Below are 15,650 nucleotides of genomic sequence, written 5' to 3'. Positions count from 1 at the left end.
ATTAATGTAGGGTGCGCGGGCCTGAGCTTGGTGTGCCTGAGATGCCTTCTGGAAAGTCATCGTCATCATCCTCTTCATTTGGCATACCAAATGTGAAGTTCTCGCCGCCATCCGGGTGACGATTTTCAATTTCTTCTTCAGTAGCTGCACGAATATCTTCTACCTGAACCCAAAAACGCAAGGCCATACCAGCTAGAGGATGATTGCCATCCAAGACCACCTGGTTATCTGCCACATCAGTCACCGTATAAATTAGTGGCTCATCATCTGCGTCCGAATGATCGGTAGTGGCTTCAGTATCACTAACATCCGCATCAGGCACGCCTTCAAACTGCATTCCAACTTCCAAAGGCTCCGGAAAACGGGTACGCGGCTCAATCTTGAGCAACTCAGGATCATATTCACCAAAAGCCTCATTAGGCTCCAGTTGAATCGTTGCCTCATAACCAATATCCTGGCCATCTAGCAAAGATTCAATCTTAGGAAAAGTGCCTTCATACCCACCGTGCAGGTATACCATCGGAGAATCAGGCTCCTCGATGACATTATTCTGTGCATCGGTTAACTTGTAACGTAGGGATACGATAGTATTTTTTTCAATCTTCATGCGCAATTTGTCGTACATTTGTTTTTAATGAGTTATCACTAGCCTTTACTTATGAGTTCATTTTACTTGAGCAAACCCTATCAGCCACCGCAAGCCCCTCAAAACCTGCCATTAAACGTACCCTGGGCATTATTTGGCGGTATTAGTCCCGAACAGTTTATGAAGCAGTACTGGCATAAGAAGCCTTTACTGATTCGTGGAGCTATACCTGCATTTTCCCTAACCAATCAAAATGGGGAAGCTTTAGAGAGCCCCATCTCCTTTCCGGAGCTAGCAGAATTATCGACTCAAGATACTGTTGAGTCTCGTCTCATTCGCTCTAAACCATGGAGTTTTGACCATGGTCCATTTGCAAAAAAATCCATCCCTGCTATTAACAAGCCCAATTGGACTTTATTGTTGCAGGGCATGGAAGCTCACCATCCAGCTGCAGCAAAAATACTATCGTGGTTTCGTTTCATCCCCGATGCCCGTTTAGATGACCTCATGATTAGCGTTGCAGGTATAGGCGGTGGCGTTGGACCGCACTTTGATTCATACGATGTGTTCCTCATGCAAATGTCAGGAAGAAGGCATTGGCATATTTCTGAGCAAAAAGACTTAAGCCTGAATCCAAAGTTACCGTTAAAAATATTGCAGCACTTTCGCTCTGAGCAGGACTGGATTCTTGAGCCAGGCGACATGCTTTATCTCCCCCCTCACGTTGCTCATGATGGGATTGCACTAGATGCCGGTTGCCAAACTTGGTCTATTGGATTTCGCTCCCCAAGTTTTAAAGAGCTGCTCCAAGAAGGCCTATGGCGTTTAGCGGAGTCCCTCGAAAATCTGCCAGAATTGGAGCAGAAGTTTGCCGATCCAAAGCAAGAAGCCACCGCAAGCGCTGAACAGCTGCCAGACGAGCTTATCGCCCAATTAAAGGGCCAACTGCACAAATTGAAGCTAGACCAAATAGATAGCTTCTTGCCCGGAATAACAGCCTACCTCTCCGAACCTAAGCAACAAGCCATTTTTGATGGCCCAAATAGCCCATTAAAACCCAAAGCTTTCTTAGCTCGCCTAAGCAGGGAGAATCTCCTTCCGCACCCTCAAACCCGCATTTTGAGCCTTGGTAAGCAAGTTTTTTGCAACGGGGAAAGCATGACTCAAGACCAAGGACCGAGGATTGGGGATGCTTGGAGATCCCTCTCAGCCCAAAAGAGGTTACGCACTAAATCCCTTCAAAATATTGATAAAAGTAGCCTCTATGAAGCATACCTGTCGGGCTGGCTCATTTTTGAAGAATGAGATCTAGAGATGGCTATAATAAATACTGGAATTCACCTAGGGATTTGCCCTCGGTTCTCCAACAACAATTATCGATAATTGGTGTTTAATTTTTTTAAGAGGAAATTACAAATGAAGAAGTCACTCGTATTCGTTGCAATGTTAGCTATCGCTTTGGCCGCTTGCGGTAAAAAAGAAGAAGCAAAACCTGCTGAAGCTCCTGCTGCTGCTCCTGCTGCACCTGCTGCTGAAGCTCCTGCTGCTGCTCCTGCTGCACCTGCTGCTCCTGCTGGCAAGTAATCTTCTTCTTGAAGAAAAAAAGCCGCTGAAAAGCGGCTTTTTTATTTGCTCAAATTCTTCTGAGCTTCTGCGTTTACTTAGTCAGTTGATCACTCAATAAAGTCAGCAACTGAATTCCTGCCGGAGTGTTTTCTGGCTTGCCATCTGCATCTTGTACGTAAACATTCGCAGAGTTTTCGCCAGTACTCTTCACTAGCACCTGATATTTTTTCGCCTTCAAAGCAGCGTTATCTGAGCTACTAAACAGGTTAGAGAAGAATCCTTTTGATTCACCCACGTCTTTTGCATTTACATAACGCACGTAATACACGCCGGTAGAACGATTACGATCTTCCACGGTAAAGTTCGAGCGATCTAAGGCCAAACCTACATCGCGCCATGAGCGGTCAAAACTTGTGCTCAATTCAATATAGCCTTGATTATTAGCCTGCTGAACAAACTTGGCTTTTGGTGTTTTAGGACCTACTGGGGCTGCGACCATTGCCTTAGCTTGCTCTTGGGTCATCCCCAAGCGCTCCATTAGACGCTGTAGAAATACTGCCTCAAGCTCGGGGTCACTCGGACGTGGCGTCCAGATTGTGTATAAACAATTGCCAGTGGTATCAGATACGCACTTCTCCATTGCGCCCTTTTGAGTAATGTAAATCTCGGTCTCATTGGGTTTAGCAACTTCTAAACGGGTTTTATATTTATCGCGCTCACCAGTATCAGCAATTGAATCAAGCACGCTATTTAGGGTCGAGCGCAACCAATCCTGTTGAATCTTTGCGCGATTTTCAGCCCAGTCGGTTTCCATGATTCCAGTAGATGGGGAATCGACGGTTAACAAGAAACCGTTTTCTTGCCAAAAATCTTTGACCTGGGGATATAGCTCTGGAGCAGGTTTATCAACGACTAACCAACGACGGTCTCCATCACGAGCAATGCGCATTCCTGGGATACCAGTCATTACATTACTTCTCATCTGAACATTCTTTTTAAGCGCTGCGTTGTACTCAGACATGGTCGCAGTGCCATCCTGAACAACATAACGACGATCGGCCTGTGCAGTAATCAAATCTGGTGGGTAGGATAGATTGGGCCCACGAACAGCGCCTGCACTCTTATAGTCTACGGTATCACTGTTGGTTACTGACTTACAAGAAGTCAAAGCGAGTACCGCTAGGAATAAGGCGAATATCGCCAAAAGACGGCGAGAGAATAAAAACAAATTCGTCATAGTAAGTTTGCCTGTTTTAATGCTGCCTTCAGAGGCTCTCTTAAAGAGCTGCTTAAAGGGGTTAACGGCAAACGGATGCCGGCGGTAATCTTACCCATTTCATGAAGCGCCCATTTCACAGGAATTGGATTGGCCTCTATGAACATTGCTTTATGTACTGCGATTAGTTGGTACTGAATTTCACGTGTTCTTTTCACATCATCTGACATTGCAGCAACACACAATTCATGCATTAAACGCGGGGCCACGTTTGCAGTCACAGAGATATTGCCATGACCGCCCATTAGCATCAACATCGCCGCAGTTAAATCATCGCCGGAGAAAACAGAGAACTCATGGTGACCTGCACGCTTGAGGTCATTAATCAATAAGGTGCCGCGCTCTAAGCTACCGGTCGCATCTTTAATGCCAATGATGCCCGGTACACCCGCTAGTCGCACTACGGTATCACCAGCCATGTCAGCTACGGTGCGCCCTGGTACGTTATATAAAATGACTGGAAGGTCAACAGACTCTGCTATTTTTTTAAAGTGGGCATACATACCCTCTTGTGTTGGCTTATTGTAGTAAGGCACCACCTGCAAACTTGCATCAGCCCCAACCTTTTTAGCAAAGTGAGTGAGCTCAATCGCTTCTTGGGTCGAGTTACCACCGGTACCAGCAATAACAGGAATGCGGCCAGCAATTTGTTCAACTGTTACTCGAATTAATTCGCAATGTTCTTCTACTGAAACTGTAGGCGACTCACCACTAGTTCCAACAATCACAATGCCATCACTACCTTCGCTGACATGCCAATCTAACAAAGCTCGTAAGCCTGGGTAATCCAAACTACCGTCCTCGAACATCGGCGTCACAATAGCCGGCATGCTGCCTTGAATAGTCTTCTTACTACCTTGGGAATGAGCTTTATTTGTCACCGAATGTATACCGATTTTTAGCTGTCTTAACCCTGAAATTGTAACGGAATGTGCTCTTTTAGAACGCCTTTTACGGCACATAGGCGCTGAACCATAGCTGGTTTGGGGTCATCCACATAAAGATCCTCATAAGCCACTACTTTTAGGCCATGATGGGCCGCCAAAGTGAGCAATTCCCCGGGTTTTAGAAGGAAATTGGGGTTAGAGGGCCTGCCAAATTGAGCATTCCCTTGGGCAAAGGTTTCATAGATCAAAATACCGCCCTCCTCAAGCATTTCCGGCAGGCGATCCAAATGAGGCCTAAAGAGGTAATTGGTCACCACGATTGCACCGAATACCTTGCCCTGTAAAGGCCATTCATCAGACTCTAAATCCATTGCCTGAGAAATAATCCGGCCCTCCTTGGTTTGCGAAACCTGGGAAACATCCTGATCGACTGCTAAAACGGGATAGCCTAAATCAGCAAATAATCGAGCGTGCCGGCCTCCACCACATGCAAGATCGAGCACCAGGCTATTTTTAGGAGCCAGAGATGCAAAACGCTTCACCCAAGGCGAAGCGTTTTGATTGAAGTCGTGGTGTGCGATCAAGTGGCGAGCTTAATCATAGGCAAGGCCCATCGATTCACGGACCTCACGCATTGTTTCTTGAGCTACTTTACGCGCCTTATCGCATCCATCTGCAATGATCGATCGCAGCAAACTAGGGTCATCTAAATACTTTTGCGCACGCTCAAACATCGGTTGTTGTTCTGCCAAAATGGCATCAATCACTGGTTGCTTGCATTCAAGACATCCAATAGCAGCGGATTTACAACTCTTATCCACCCATTGCTTGGTTTCTTCATTGGAATAGACTGCATGCAGTTGCCATACCGGGCATCGCGCAGGATCTCCTGGATCTGTTCTACGAACCCTGGCAGGGTCTGTAGGCATGGTGCGAATCTTTTTAATCACATCTTCTGGCTGCTCTCGAATACCAATCGTATTTCCATAAGATTTAGACATTTTTTGGCCATCAATACCAGGCATTCGTGATGCAGTGGTTAATAAGGCTTGAGGCTCAGGAAGAATGATTTTTCGGGCGCCCTCTAAGAAGCCAAACAATCGCTCGCGATCAGCCATCGACAGGCTTTGCGCCTCCTGTAGTAATGCCTTGGCCTGCTCCAGAGCCTCATCATCACCACGCTCCTGAAAGGCAACCCGCAACTCTGAATACATCTTAGCCCGTTTGCTACCCAATTTTTTAACCGCTTCCAAGGCCTTTTCTTCAAAGCCGGGCTCGCGACCATAGAGATAATTAAATCGGCGCGCTACTTCACGCGTCATTTCTACGTGGGGAACCTGATCCTCCCCAACCGGGACAAATTGAGCGCGGTAAATCAAAATATCCGCCGCTTGCAATAAGGGATAGCCCAAGAAGCCATAGGTTTGTAAATCTTTTTCTTTTAATTTTTCAATCTGATCTTTATAGGTAGGAACTCGCTCCAACCAACCCAATGGCGTACCCATCGAAAGCAAAAGAAATAATTCTGCATGCTCAGGAACTTTACTTTGGATAAACAAAGTAGCTTGATTAGGATCTACGCCCGTAGCCAACCAGTCAATGACCATATCCCACACAGATTGCTCGATGACATCCGGAGTTTCGTAATGGGTTGTGAGTGCATGCCAATCAGCAACAAAAAAGAAACAAGGATATTCGGACTGCAAACGCACCCAATTTTTTAATACACCATGGTAATGGCCAAGATGCAAATTGCCCGTAGGCCGCATACCAGAGAGAACACGTTCAGCAAACATCTTTTTTCTTTATCGTTGTTATGAATTTAATTAATGGAAGGCCGACCAAATAGGCGTCAAATGATCAGGCAAATGCGGTAAAACTCCCAAGTCAATATGGCTCTCTGCAGGATCATGAAAGTCTGAGCCGCGCGATGCCAAGAAACCGTACTGCTGGGCAATTTTTCCAAAGGTCTTATATTGATCAGGGCTATGACTGCCCGTAATAACCTCTATCCCCAAGCCGCCAATATCTTTGAAATGCTTGTATAGCTCATCCATTTGCATGGCAGTAAATTTATAACGTCCAGGATGGGCAATGACAGCTACACCACCAGCAGCTTTGATCCAGGCAACTGCATCATCTAGACTGGCCCACTGATGAGGAACATATCCAGGCTTATCTTCAACCAAATAATTTTTAAATACTTGTTCAGTATCTTTGCAAACACCCTGCTCCACCAAAAAACGGGCAAAGTGTGTTCTTGAAATTAAGTCATGGTTACCGGCGTAATGTAATGCACCTTCATAAGCACCAGAGATGCCTACCTTTTGCAACTGTTCGGCCATTAACTGAGCGCGATTTCCTCGCCCTTCACGCGTACGGCGTAAACCTTCAATAATTCCAGTATGTTTTGCATCGATACCTAAACCAACAATGTGAATGGTTTGGCCCATCCAGGTGACGGAGATTTCTACGCCAGACAAATAATCAATCTTCAGTGCGCTAGCAGCATCTATTGCGCGTTCTTGGCCTCCCAATTCATCGTGATCAGTTAGGGCCCATAAATTAACGCCATTTGCTTTAGCGCGCTCAGCCAATGCTTCAGGCGTTAAGGTGCCATCAGAAACGACTGAATGGCAATGCAAATCGGCATTTAGAGTGGAAATACTGGTCATGACCCTATTTTAGGTCAAGCTGGTGTCAATTACCCGGCGAGGCGCATCAAGGTAGTCCCGAGACTGCATTTCAATCAAGCGGGACACGGTTCGGGAAAATTCCGCTGTAATTTGACCTTCGGTATACAAATCAGGGGCTGGAACCTCAGCAGAGATGATGAGCTTGATTTTATGGTCATATAAGACGTCGATGAGCCAAATAAAGCGACGCGCTTCATTGGTCATTCTTGGGGGCATATAAGGCACGCCTGACAAAATCACCGTATGAAATTGATTGGCTATCTCTAGGTAGTCATTTTGAGAGCGTGGACCACAACACAGTGTTTTGAAGTCAAACCAAACTACACCATCAGCCATGTGGAGCGGTCGCAACTCACGAGACTCAATATTTAATACTGGATTGCGCGCCTCATTTTGATTTCCAATCAAGGTTTGAAACATCACACCAAGCGTTGCTTGAGTTTCCGCATTTACAGGCGTGAGATAAGCCTCTACTTGAGCCATCTGCACGCGGCGGTAATCATTGCCCGCATCTACATTCAAAACATCAAGCTTTTCTTCAAGCAGCTTGATGGCTGGTAACAACCTATCGCGATGTAAGCCATTCGGATAGAGCTGGTCAGGACGGTAATTGGAAGTCATAACAAACTGCACACGATCAGCAAATAATGCACTGAGTAGACGGTACAAAATCATTGCATCGGCAATATCGTTAATATGAAATTCATCAAAACAAATGAGGCGATAGCGATTGGATATCCGCTTTGCCAGCTCATCTAGTGGATCCGCCAATCCTGAGAGCTCATGCAATTCACGATGCACTTCCCGCATGAACTCATGGAAATGAATACGGATTTTCTTTTCTAATGGTGAAGCAGCATAAAAGCAGTCCATTAAGAAAGATTTACCACGTCCCACACCACCCCACAGATATAGCCCTCGGGGAAGCGTTGGTTTAAAAATCTTTTTCTTTAGGGTATTGCTGCGGATTTCTTTGTAAGCGATCCATTCGTCTTCGCACTGCTGTAAACGCTCTACAGCACGAAGCTGCGCGGGATCACTTTGATACCCGCGCGCTTTTAACTCTTGTTGGTAAAACTCAATGGTTTTCAATTACATATTTAATGCACGTGAATCTGTCGCCAATGCTGCTTCACGCATCACCTCTGACAAACTTGGATGTGCATGACAGATACGAGCAATATCTTCTGCTGCCGCTTTAAATTCCATCGCAACTGCTGCTTCAGCAATTAAATCTGAAGCATTTGCCCCAATGATATGAACACCGAGAATCTCATCAGTCTTGGCATCCGCCAAAACCTTGATGAAACCATCAGCACGACCCATGCCCAATGCGCGGCCATTAGCCGCGAATGGGAATTGACCTGCTTTATAAGCAATGCCGGCTTCTTTGAGTGCTTGTTCGGTTTTGCCAACCCATGCAATTTCAGGATCTGTGTAAATAACCCAAGGAATGCAGTTGTAATCGATGTGTGGTTTTTGACCGGCAATCACTTCAGCAACCAAGACGCCTTCATCTTCTGCTTTATGCGCCAACATAGGGCCACGCACTACGTCACCAACGGCATAAACACCAGGCGCAGCAGTTGCACAAGTATGGTCATCAATCGGGATAAAGCCACGCTCATCCACTTTGAGGCCAATCTTATCTAAACCCAATTTATCTGTATTTGGAACACGACCAACAGATACGATTAAGCGTTCACACTCGAGTTTGGCAGCTTTTCCAGAGCTATCGGTGTAATTGACAACTACACCCTTCTTGTCCGCTTTTACATCACCGATTTTGACGCCAGTATGAATACTCAAACCCTGCTTAGCAAACAGCTTTTGTGCTTCTTTTGCAATGCTGATATCGCAAGCGCCTAAAAATGAAGGCATTGCTTCAAGCACAGTCACTTCAGCACCGAGACGGCGCCATACAGAACCTAACTCCAGACCAATCACGCCAGCACCAATTACACCTAACTTCTTAGGAGCAGAATCAAATTTGAGTGCACCTTCGTTATCGCAGATCAATACATTGTCAACAGTAATACCGGGGAGGTGACGTGCTTTAGAGCCAGTCGCAATAATGACATTCTTTGCCGTAACGGTTTCTGTATCTTTGCCATCAATCTTGATTTGATAACCATCAGCGCCCTTACCTTCAAATGAGGCGTGACCTTTTAACAAAGTGATCTTGTTCTTACGGAACAAATATTGAATCCCACCCGTCATTTTGGTGACGATGTCATCCTTACGGGCAATCATCTTTTTGGAGTCGATACTTACAGCACCTACTTTGATTCCATGATCGGTAGCATGATGACTAATCTTCTCGAATTCTTCAGAAGATGCCAACAATGCCTTAGAAGGTATACAGCCTACGTTTAAACAAGTACCGCCCAAACGTACCTCACCCTTAGGATCATCAAAAGAGCTAGATTCAGCACAGGCAACTTTGAAACCGAGTTGCGCTGCACGAATGGCGGCGATGTAGCCACCGGGGCCACCACCAATTACAACTACATCAAAAGCTTGGCTCATGATCTTCCCTTTTTACAAATCAAGGAGGAGACGTGAAGGATCTTCTAAGGCATCCTTCATAGCAACTAAACCAAGCACAGCTTCGCGGCCATCAATGATGCGGTGATCATATGACAGAGCTAAATAGTTAATTGGGCGAACAACTACTTGACCGTTTTCAACTACTGCACGATCTTTAGTGGCATGGATGCCCAAGATCGCTGATTGCGGAGGATTAATAATTGGTGTGGACAGCATGGAGCCAAATACGCCACCGTTAGAGATGGAGAATGTGCCGCCAGTTAACTCTTCAATTGACAGCTTACCTTCGCGAGCTTTCGTACCGAACTCAGCAATCTTCTTCTCAATATCAGCCAAATTCATTTGGTCAACATCGCGCAAGATTGGAACTACCAAGCCGCGTGGTGAGCTAACGGCGATACCAATATCAAAGTAACCGTGGTAAACAATGTCATTACCATCTACAGACGCATTCAAAAGTGGATATTTCTTCAAAGCGTGTGTGGCTGCTTTAACGAAGAAAGACATAAAGCCTAACTTCACGCCATGAGTCTTTTCAAACTGATCTTTGTATTTGTTACGTAAGGCAATAACTGGGCCCATATTGACTTCATTGAATGTAGTCAAAATAGCGTTGTTAGCTTGTGACTCAAGCAAACGCTCAGCAATACGTGCGCGCAAGCGGCTCATTGGAACGCGCTCTTCTGGGCGATCGCCAGTTGGAATTGGTGCGCTTGGCAGTGTCGCAGACTTTGTGCTGCTTGCAGAAGCATTTAAAGCATCACCTTTAGTGATGCGACCATCACGTCCAGAGCCTGCAACTTGACCAGCGTCGATATTTTTCTCTGCAAGAATTTTTGCAGCTGAAGGAGCCGCGGCTGCACCAGCTTTAGCAGCAGGAGCAGCAGCTTTAGCAGGTATTGCGGCAGGAGCGGCAGCGGCAACAGCAGTGCTATCAATCTTACCGATCAACTGTTCAGCAACAACAGTGCCACCGTCACCCACAAGGATTTCAGTGAGAACACCAGCAGAAGGAGCTGGTACTTCGAGAACCACTTTATCAGTTTCAATTTCAATCAAGATCTCATCTTGACCAACGGCGTCGCCAACCTTCTTTTTCCATTGCAACAAAGTTGCTTCAGCAACTGACTCAGAGAGTTGGGGAACTTTAACTTCGAAAATAGCCATGATTAATCCTATTTATAAATGTATGTGTGTATGTTGAGTTATGAAGACGATTATTTCGTGATCACGTAACCTTTGAGCTTGGCAAATGCCGCATTCAATAGAGACTTCTGCTGTTCTTGGTGGAGATGAGCGTAACCACAAGCTGGAGATGCTGATGCGGGACGGCCTGCATAGCCCAGCTTCATACCATCAGACATGTTTTCCAAGATGTTGTGCTGCACGAAGAACCAAGCACCCTGGTTTTGCGGCTCGTCTTGACACCACACTATCTCTTCCAGTTTTGGATATTTCTTCAACTCAGCAGTCAATGCTTTATGCGGGAAAGGATAGAGTTGCTCTAAGCGAATAATCGCAGCATCTTCAATCTTCTTCTCGGTGCGTTGTTTAACTAGGTCGTAATAGACCTTGCCTGAACACATAATTAAACGAGTGACTTTCTTGGCATCTAATTCAGTATCACGCTCACCCAATATCGTTTGGAAGCCACCTTTAGTAAATTCTGATAAAGGTGATGCGGCCTCTTTATTGCGGAGCAATGATTTTGGAGTCATCAAGATCAGTGGCTTACGGAACTGGCGAATCATTTGACGACGCAACACGTGGAAAATCTGTGCTGCAGTTGTTGGTTGAATCACCTGCATATTGGTGTCAGCGCACAACTGCATGAAACGCTCAAGACGTGCAGAGGAATGCTCTGGGCCCTGACCTTCATAACCATGCGGTAACATCATGACTAGACCGTTTGCACGACCCCACTTCACTTCACCAGAGGCGATAAATTGGTCAATAACTACTTGAGCACCGTTAGCAAAGTCGCCAAACTGTGCCTCCCAAATAGTGAGGGTATTCGGTTCTGCAGCGGCATAGCCGTATTCAAAACCCAGAACAGCCTCTTCCGAGAGGATTGAGTCAATCACCACAAATGGTGCTTGATCTTTAGTGACATGTTGCAGTGCTATGTAAGTACCGGTATCCCACTTCTCACGATTTTGCTCATGCAAAACTGCGTGACGGTGAGTAAATGTACCGCGTCCACTGTCTTCGCCAGATAAACGCACTGGATAGCCACTCGCAACCAATGATGCGAAAGCCATATGCTCACCCATACCCCAATCGATGTTCACGTCACCACGACCCATTGCTGCGCGGTCGTTATAGACCTTTGCGACCAATGGGTGTGCTTTAAAGTCATCTGGAATGGTTGAAATCTTCTCAGCCAAACGCTTCCATTCTGTTAATGGAATGGCGGTATCAGCTTCATCAGTCCACTTCTTATTCAAAAATGGAGACCAATCTACTGCAAACTTGCCTTTGAAATTGCTTAATACTGGATCTGAAGTTTGCTTACCCTCGTCCATTGCTGCGCGGTACTCTTTAACCATCAAATCACCAGTACCGGCAGGTAATACACCTTGAGTTTCCAGTTTGTCTGCATACACCTTACGTGTACCAGGGTGGGCGGCAATGATTTTGTACATCAATGGCTGAGTCATTGCAGGCGTATCTTGCTCGTTATGACCAAGCTTACGGAAGCAAATGATGTCAACTGCAACATCCTTATGAAACTTCATGCGGAATTCAAGCGCTAATTTGGTAGCCAATACAACCGCCTCAGGATCATCTCCGTTCACATGCAGTACAGGAGCATCAACAATTTTCATGATGTCTGTGCAATACAAGCTAGAACGCAAATCGCGTGGGTCAGAAGTAGTAAAACCAATTTGATTGTTGATCACAATATGCATCGTGCCACCCGTGGAATAACCACGAACTTCCGACATCGCCAATGTTTCCTGCATCACGCCTTGGCCTGCAATAGCAGCATCACCGTGAACCAAGACTGGCATTACTTGCATACCCAACATATCACCACGACGCTCCATACGAGCACGTGCAGAACCCTCAACTACTGGGTTCACAATTTCTAAATGAGAAGGGTTAAATGCCAAAGACAAATGGACCGGGCCGCCTGGGGTAGAGATATCGCTTGAGAAACCTTGGTGATATTTAACGTCGCCAGCGGGCAATGTTTCAGGACCTTTGTGCTCGAACTCAGCAAATAAATCTTTAGGCATTTTTCCTAAAGTATTGATCAATACGTTCAAACGACCGCGGTGAGCCATACCAATCACAATTTCTTGTACGCCCTTATTACCCGCATCACGAATTAATTCATCCATACAGGCAATAAAGCTTTCGCCACCCTCTAAAGAGAATCGCTTTTGACCAACATACTTTGCCTGGAGATAGCGCTCTAGGCCCTCTGCTGCCGTGACTCGGTCAAGAATCTGGCGCTTCTCATCCACATTAAATTGTGGCGTGGAGCGAATAGACTCTAATTTTTCTTGCCACCACTTTTTAATCTTCTGGTCAGCAATAAACATAAACTCGACACCGATCGTGCCGCAGTATGTTTCGCGCAATGCTTGCAGCAAGTCACGCAAAGACATTTCGTTTTTGCCAAAGAATGTATTGCTAGTGTTGAAGACGATATCCATATCGCCATCAGTAAAGCCATAGAAGGCGGGATCTAACTCAGGAATGTCCTGGCGCTCCGTCCGCTTCAATGGATCTAAGTTTGCCCAGCGATTACCGACGTTACGATACGCGGCAATTAACTGCTGAACAGCAACGCGTTTGCGGCCCATCTCTGAGTCAGCCGAATCAGAAATCGTTCTGATGGGGCCCTGCTTAGCGCGCTCAGCAAATGAAGCAACAATAGGTCCGTGGGCGACGTCATTGCGAGACGAGCCGTCAACTGCTGGAACCTGTTTTACGTTATCAAAATAATCTCGCCAATGATCAGCAACCGAAGCTGGATCGTGCAAGTAAGATTCGTAGAGTTCCTCTACGTAGGGGGCGTTTCCGCCGAAGAGATAGGAATTATCTCTTTGATCCTGCATCATGATGCTCACCTTTCATCGGGTTTCCCGAATAAAAACTGTGGTTATAACCATTCGTTACACGGCTGTACCGTTTCACGAATTGATCTGTGCAAATACTGGTACTACGACAGTAATTTAACACGATTGACCATAGACAGATAAAGGGCTTTCCCTGATTTTTATTGTTTTTCGGGTATCTCCCTAGAAATCGGAAATTATTAAGAACCTTCCTACTCCTCTTTCAATAATGACTGACAGATTCAAATGGATTTGATTCTTATTCTCTAAATCTTCAAGTGAATTAATGAAATTAAGGGAAATATGAAATCAATTACCTCAGAAATGGAATACCTCAGTACTCGACAAAGCGCCAAGATACTGCAGGTATCCCTAGGTACAGTTCAAAAAATGGTTGAATTAGGCGAATTAATTGCCTGGAAAACCAGGGGTGGCCATAGACGTATCCTGGCAAGCTCACTTGAGCAACAGCTTCAAAGAAGAAAAAGGGCTATGCGTCAAAAGACAACTCAAAACTGTATAGCCATGGGTATATTCAGAAGATCAGAAAATAGCGAGGAGTTGCTTCAATCCATTCAAGACTGGCAGTTAAAAGTGGAGATGGAGGTAGCGGTAGATAGCCTTGAGGGGTTAATGAAAACGGTATCAATTGCCCCGGACCTGATTTTCTTGGATGCCTTAATACCTCCGGTTGAGCAGGTTCATATAATACATTATCTGAGCAAAAACAAGGACACACAGCGCATACCTATTCTAGTAGATGAAGGATTTATCAAACTACATCCAGGTGTGGTGACTCTTGCTGATGAAAATAATGGCAACCGACCTCAATTAACCGAATGCATTAAAAAAGAGTTGGAAAATGGGCTTATTGACTTAAATCCGCTCATTATTGGCTATCCTGCAACCAATCCTGATTTAGATACCAATCTTCAAGGCAGTCGTCTGGAGTTGCTAGAACCTCTTTTCATAGAGGCCTTGGCCAGAAAGTGCGCATAAGCTGAAATATAGTTAAAACAAAGGCCGCTTAAGCGGCCTTTGTTCACTAAAAATATTCTAAATCAATGGTTTAGATCAGGAAACTACTGCGATCTCTACCGTCAATCCATTTAGGAGCTTTACCGCGACCTGTCCAGGTTTCGCCTGTAGAAGGGTTGCGATACTTAGGTGCCACTTTGCCACCAGCAGATTTACCCCCTGTTTTGCGGCTAAAAAGGTCTGAAGCAGATAAGTCATATTGCTCAATAATCAGCTTTGCCTTAGCAATTCCATCCGCCTTTTCACGTGCAACAGCCTCTTTAATCTGTTTATCTAACTGCTCGCGTTGGGCTAGAAGTTCTTTATAAGAAGACATGTATTTTTTTCTCCGAATAATTGGTTATAAGAAATAATCGATGAATATAGTATTTCGAGTAACTATTATATATATGTATTTCTTAATATACCAATAGATATAAATCAGGATATTAACCCATATTTATCAAAGGCTTAAACAATTTAAGGTTAAATTAATATACATAATAATTATAAAAACTATTATCAAATTACTAGATATATCATCTTCTTAGAGTAAATGTCCCGCTAGCCTTAGCGGTTATCTCGCCATCTTGGTTCAGAACCACTGCCTCACAGTAATTAATAGTCTTACCGGCCTTTAAAACAAGCCCTTCTACAACAATCCTACCAACGCTAGGCCGCAAGAAGCTGGTCGTCATATCAATGGTGATGACTCCTAGGGGGTGTTTGGCAGCACTTCTAGCTGCGGCTGCCATCGCAAAATCGAGCAAAGTCATCACGAGACCACCATGGGCGACCTGGAAGCTATTTGTGTATTCGTGCTTTAAGTCGAGGCTAATGCGCGACCTCCCCTCCTCAGCAAACTCTGGCACAACTCCCAGATGATCCAAAAAAGGAATATTTAATCCGAAATAGCTCATTGGCAAACGATCGGGTGAAGCCGGGGCATCTAAATTGCCCTTGGAATTTGGTGTATTCATAGTGATTTAAATTAAACCACTA

15 protein-coding genes are annotated in these 15,650 nt (G+C 45.2%); 3 read left to right on the top strand and 12 right to left on the bottom strand.

All coding sequences use genetic code 11. From position 1 onward, the window contains the following. Position 1: 1 nt before the first annotated feature. The gene (locus tag PNUC_RS04425) at positions 2-607 is read right to left on the bottom strand and encodes an FKBP-type peptidyl-prolyl cis-trans isomerase (RefSeq protein ID WP_048812240.1); all 606 of its coding nucleotides are present in this window, start codon (positions 605-607) and stop codon (positions 2-4) included. Positions 608-658: 51 nt separating this feature from the next. Between PNUC_RS04425 and PNUC_RS04420 the strand changes: the two genes are divergently transcribed. Both PNUC_RS04420 and PNUC_RS11005 read left to right on the top strand, forming a co-directional pair. Then, the gene (locus PNUC_RS04420) at positions 659-1,891 is read left to right on the top strand and encodes a cupin domain-containing protein (RefSeq protein WP_011902693.1); all 1,233 of its coding nucleotides are present in this window, start codon (positions 659-661) and stop codon (positions 1,889-1,891) included. A 111-nt stretch (positions 1,892-2,002) separates the two neighbouring features. Beyond that, positions 2,003-2,170 carry a hypothetical protein gene (locus PNUC_RS11005; protein ID WP_011902692.1) on the top strand — a complete coding sequence of 56 codons (168 nt, stop codon included), beginning with the start codon at positions 2,003-2,005 and terminating at the stop codon, positions 2,168-2,170. Positions 2,171-2,243: 73 nt separating this feature from the next. Here the strand turns inward: PNUC_RS11005 and bamC are convergent, their stop codons facing one another. From bamC to PNUC_RS04375, 9 genes are all read right to left on the bottom strand, one after another. Beyond that, positions 2,244-3,389, bottom strand: a complete 1,146-nt coding sequence (gene bamC / locus PNUC_RS04415) for an outer membrane protein assembly factor BamC (protein ID WP_011902691.1) — start codon at positions 3,387-3,389, stop codon at positions 2,244-2,246. Continuing rightward, entirely contained in the window at positions 3,386-4,258 is an 873-nt protein-coding gene (gene dapA / locus PNUC_RS04410) for a 4-hydroxy-tetrahydrodipicolinate synthase (protein WP_048812239.1), read from the bottom strand. The genes bamC and dapA overlap by 4 nt, the downstream gene beginning before the upstream one ends. A 77-nt stretch (positions 4,259-4,335) precedes the next feature. Further along, complete coding sequence (locus PNUC_RS04405; RefSeq protein WP_201721419.1) at positions 4,336-4,899, bottom strand: class I SAM-dependent methyltransferase; 564 nt, start codon at positions 4,897-4,899, stop codon at positions 4,336-4,338. A 9-nt stretch (positions 4,900-4,908) separates the two neighbouring features. Then, positions 4,909-6,111, bottom strand: a complete 1,203-nt coding sequence (locus PNUC_RS04400) for a tryptophan--tRNA ligase (RefSeq protein WP_011902688.1) — start codon at positions 6,109-6,111, stop codon at positions 4,909-4,911. Positions 6,112-6,141: 30 nt separating this feature from the next. Next, positions 6,142-6,990 carry a 3',5'-nucleoside bisphosphate phosphatase gene (locus tag PNUC_RS04395; RefSeq protein ID WP_011902687.1) on the bottom strand — a complete coding sequence of 283 codons (849 nt, stop codon included), beginning with the start codon at positions 6,988-6,990 and terminating at the stop codon, positions 6,142-6,144. Positions 6,991-6,999: 9 nt separating this feature from the next. After that, the gene (gene zapE, locus PNUC_RS04390) at positions 7,000-8,103 is read right to left on the bottom strand and encodes a cell division protein ZapE (RefSeq protein WP_011902686.1); all 1,104 of its coding nucleotides are present in this window, start codon (positions 8,101-8,103) and stop codon (positions 7,000-7,002) included. After that, complete coding sequence (gene lpdA, locus PNUC_RS04385; protein WP_011902685.1) at positions 8,104-9,540, bottom strand: dihydrolipoyl dehydrogenase; 1,437 nt, start codon at positions 9,538-9,540, stop codon at positions 8,104-8,106. 12 nt (positions 9,541-9,552) lie between these two features. After that, on the bottom strand, positions 9,553-10,728 hold the full coding sequence (gene odhB, locus PNUC_RS04380) for a 2-oxoglutarate dehydrogenase complex dihydrolipoyllysine-residue succinyltransferase (RefSeq protein WP_011902684.1): 1,176 nt from the start codon (positions 10,726-10,728) through the stop codon (positions 9,553-9,555). A 50-nt stretch (positions 10,729-10,778) separates the two neighbouring features. Further along, positions 10,779-13,634, bottom strand: coding sequence for a 2-oxoglutarate dehydrogenase E1 component (locus PNUC_RS04375; RefSeq protein ID WP_011902683.1), 2,856 nt, complete (start codon positions 13,632-13,634; stop codon positions 10,779-10,781). A 300-nt stretch (positions 13,635-13,934) separates the two neighbouring features. Between PNUC_RS04375 and PNUC_RS04370 the strand changes: the two genes are divergently transcribed. Then, the gene (locus PNUC_RS04370) at positions 13,935-14,630 is read left to right on the top strand and encodes a helix-turn-helix domain-containing protein (RefSeq protein WP_011902682.1); all 696 of its coding nucleotides are present in this window, start codon (positions 13,935-13,937) and stop codon (positions 14,628-14,630) included. A gap of 70 nt (positions 14,631-14,700) precedes the next feature. On the opposite strand, the gene PNUC_RS04365 is transcribed toward PNUC_RS04370, so the two are convergent. Together PNUC_RS04365 and PNUC_RS04360 are read right to left on the bottom strand one after the other, a co-directional pair. Continuing rightward, a complete protein-coding gene (locus tag PNUC_RS04365) occupies positions 14,701-14,985 on the bottom strand; it encodes an H-NS histone family protein (protein WP_011902681.1) in 285 nt (94 codons plus the stop codon). A gap of 202 nt (positions 14,986-15,187) precedes the next feature. Beyond that, positions 15,188-15,628, bottom strand: coding sequence for a PaaI family thioesterase (locus tag PNUC_RS04360; RefSeq protein WP_011902680.1), 441 nt, complete (start codon positions 15,626-15,628; stop codon positions 15,188-15,190). Positions 15,629-15,650: the final 22 nt, after the last annotated feature.

It is taken from the genome of Polynucleobacter asymbioticus QLW-P1DMWA-1 (assembly GCF_000016345.1).
GTDB classification, from domain to species: domain Bacteria; phylum Pseudomonadota; class Gammaproteobacteria; order Burkholderiales; family Burkholderiaceae; genus Polynucleobacter; species Polynucleobacter asymbioticus.
This window is presented reverse-complemented; position numbering and strand designations above follow the sequence as displayed.

Bases quoted from the DNA above. Each gene is read 5' to 3' on its own strand.
- PNUC_RS04425 (WP_048812240.1), bottom strand. From the start codon at position 607: ATGAAGATTGAAAAAAATACTATCGTATCCCTACGTTACAAGTTAACC.
- PNUC_RS04420 (WP_011902693.1), top strand. From the start codon at position 659: ATGAGTTCATTTTACTTGAGCAAACCCTATCAGCCACCGCAAGCCCCT.
- PNUC_RS11005 (WP_011902692.1), top strand. From the start codon at position 2,003: ATGAAGAAGTCACTCGTATTCGTTGCAATGTTAGCTATCGCTTTGGCC.
- bamC (WP_011902691.1), bottom strand. From the start codon at position 3,389: ATGACGAATTTGTTTTTATTCTCTCGCCGTCTTTTGGCGATATTCGCC.
- dapA (WP_048812239.1), bottom strand. From the start codon at position 4,258: ATGCCGGCTATTGTGACGCCGATGTTCGAGGACGGTAGTTTGGATTAC.
- PNUC_RS04400 (WP_011902688.1), bottom strand. From the start codon at position 6,111: ATGTTTGCTGAACGTGTTCTCTCTGGTATGCGGCCTACGGGCAATTTG.
- PNUC_RS04395 (WP_011902687.1), bottom strand. From the start codon at position 6,990: ATGACCAGTATTTCCACTCTAAATGCCGATTTGCATTGCCATTCAGTC.
- lpdA (WP_011902685.1), bottom strand. From the start codon at position 9,540: ATGAGCCAAGCTTTTGATGTAGTTGTAATTGGTGGTGGCCCCGGTGGC.
- odhB (WP_011902684.1), bottom strand. From the start codon at position 10,728: ATGGCTATTTTCGAAGTTAAAGTTCCCCAACTCTCTGAGTCAGTTGCT.
- PNUC_RS04375 (WP_011902683.1), bottom strand. From the start codon at position 13,634: ATGATGCAGGATCAAAGAGATAATTCCTATCTCTTCGGCGGAAACGCC.
- PNUC_RS04370 (WP_011902682.1), top strand. From the start codon at position 13,935: ATGAAATCAATTACCTCAGAAATGGAATACCTCAGTACTCGACAAAGC.
- PNUC_RS04365 (WP_011902681.1), bottom strand. From the start codon at position 14,985: ATGTCTTCTTATAAAGAACTTCTAGCCCAACGCGAGCAGTTAGATAAA.
- PNUC_RS04360 (WP_011902680.1), bottom strand. From the start codon at position 15,628: ATGAATACACCAAATTCCAAGGGCAATTTAGATGCCCCGGCTTCACCC.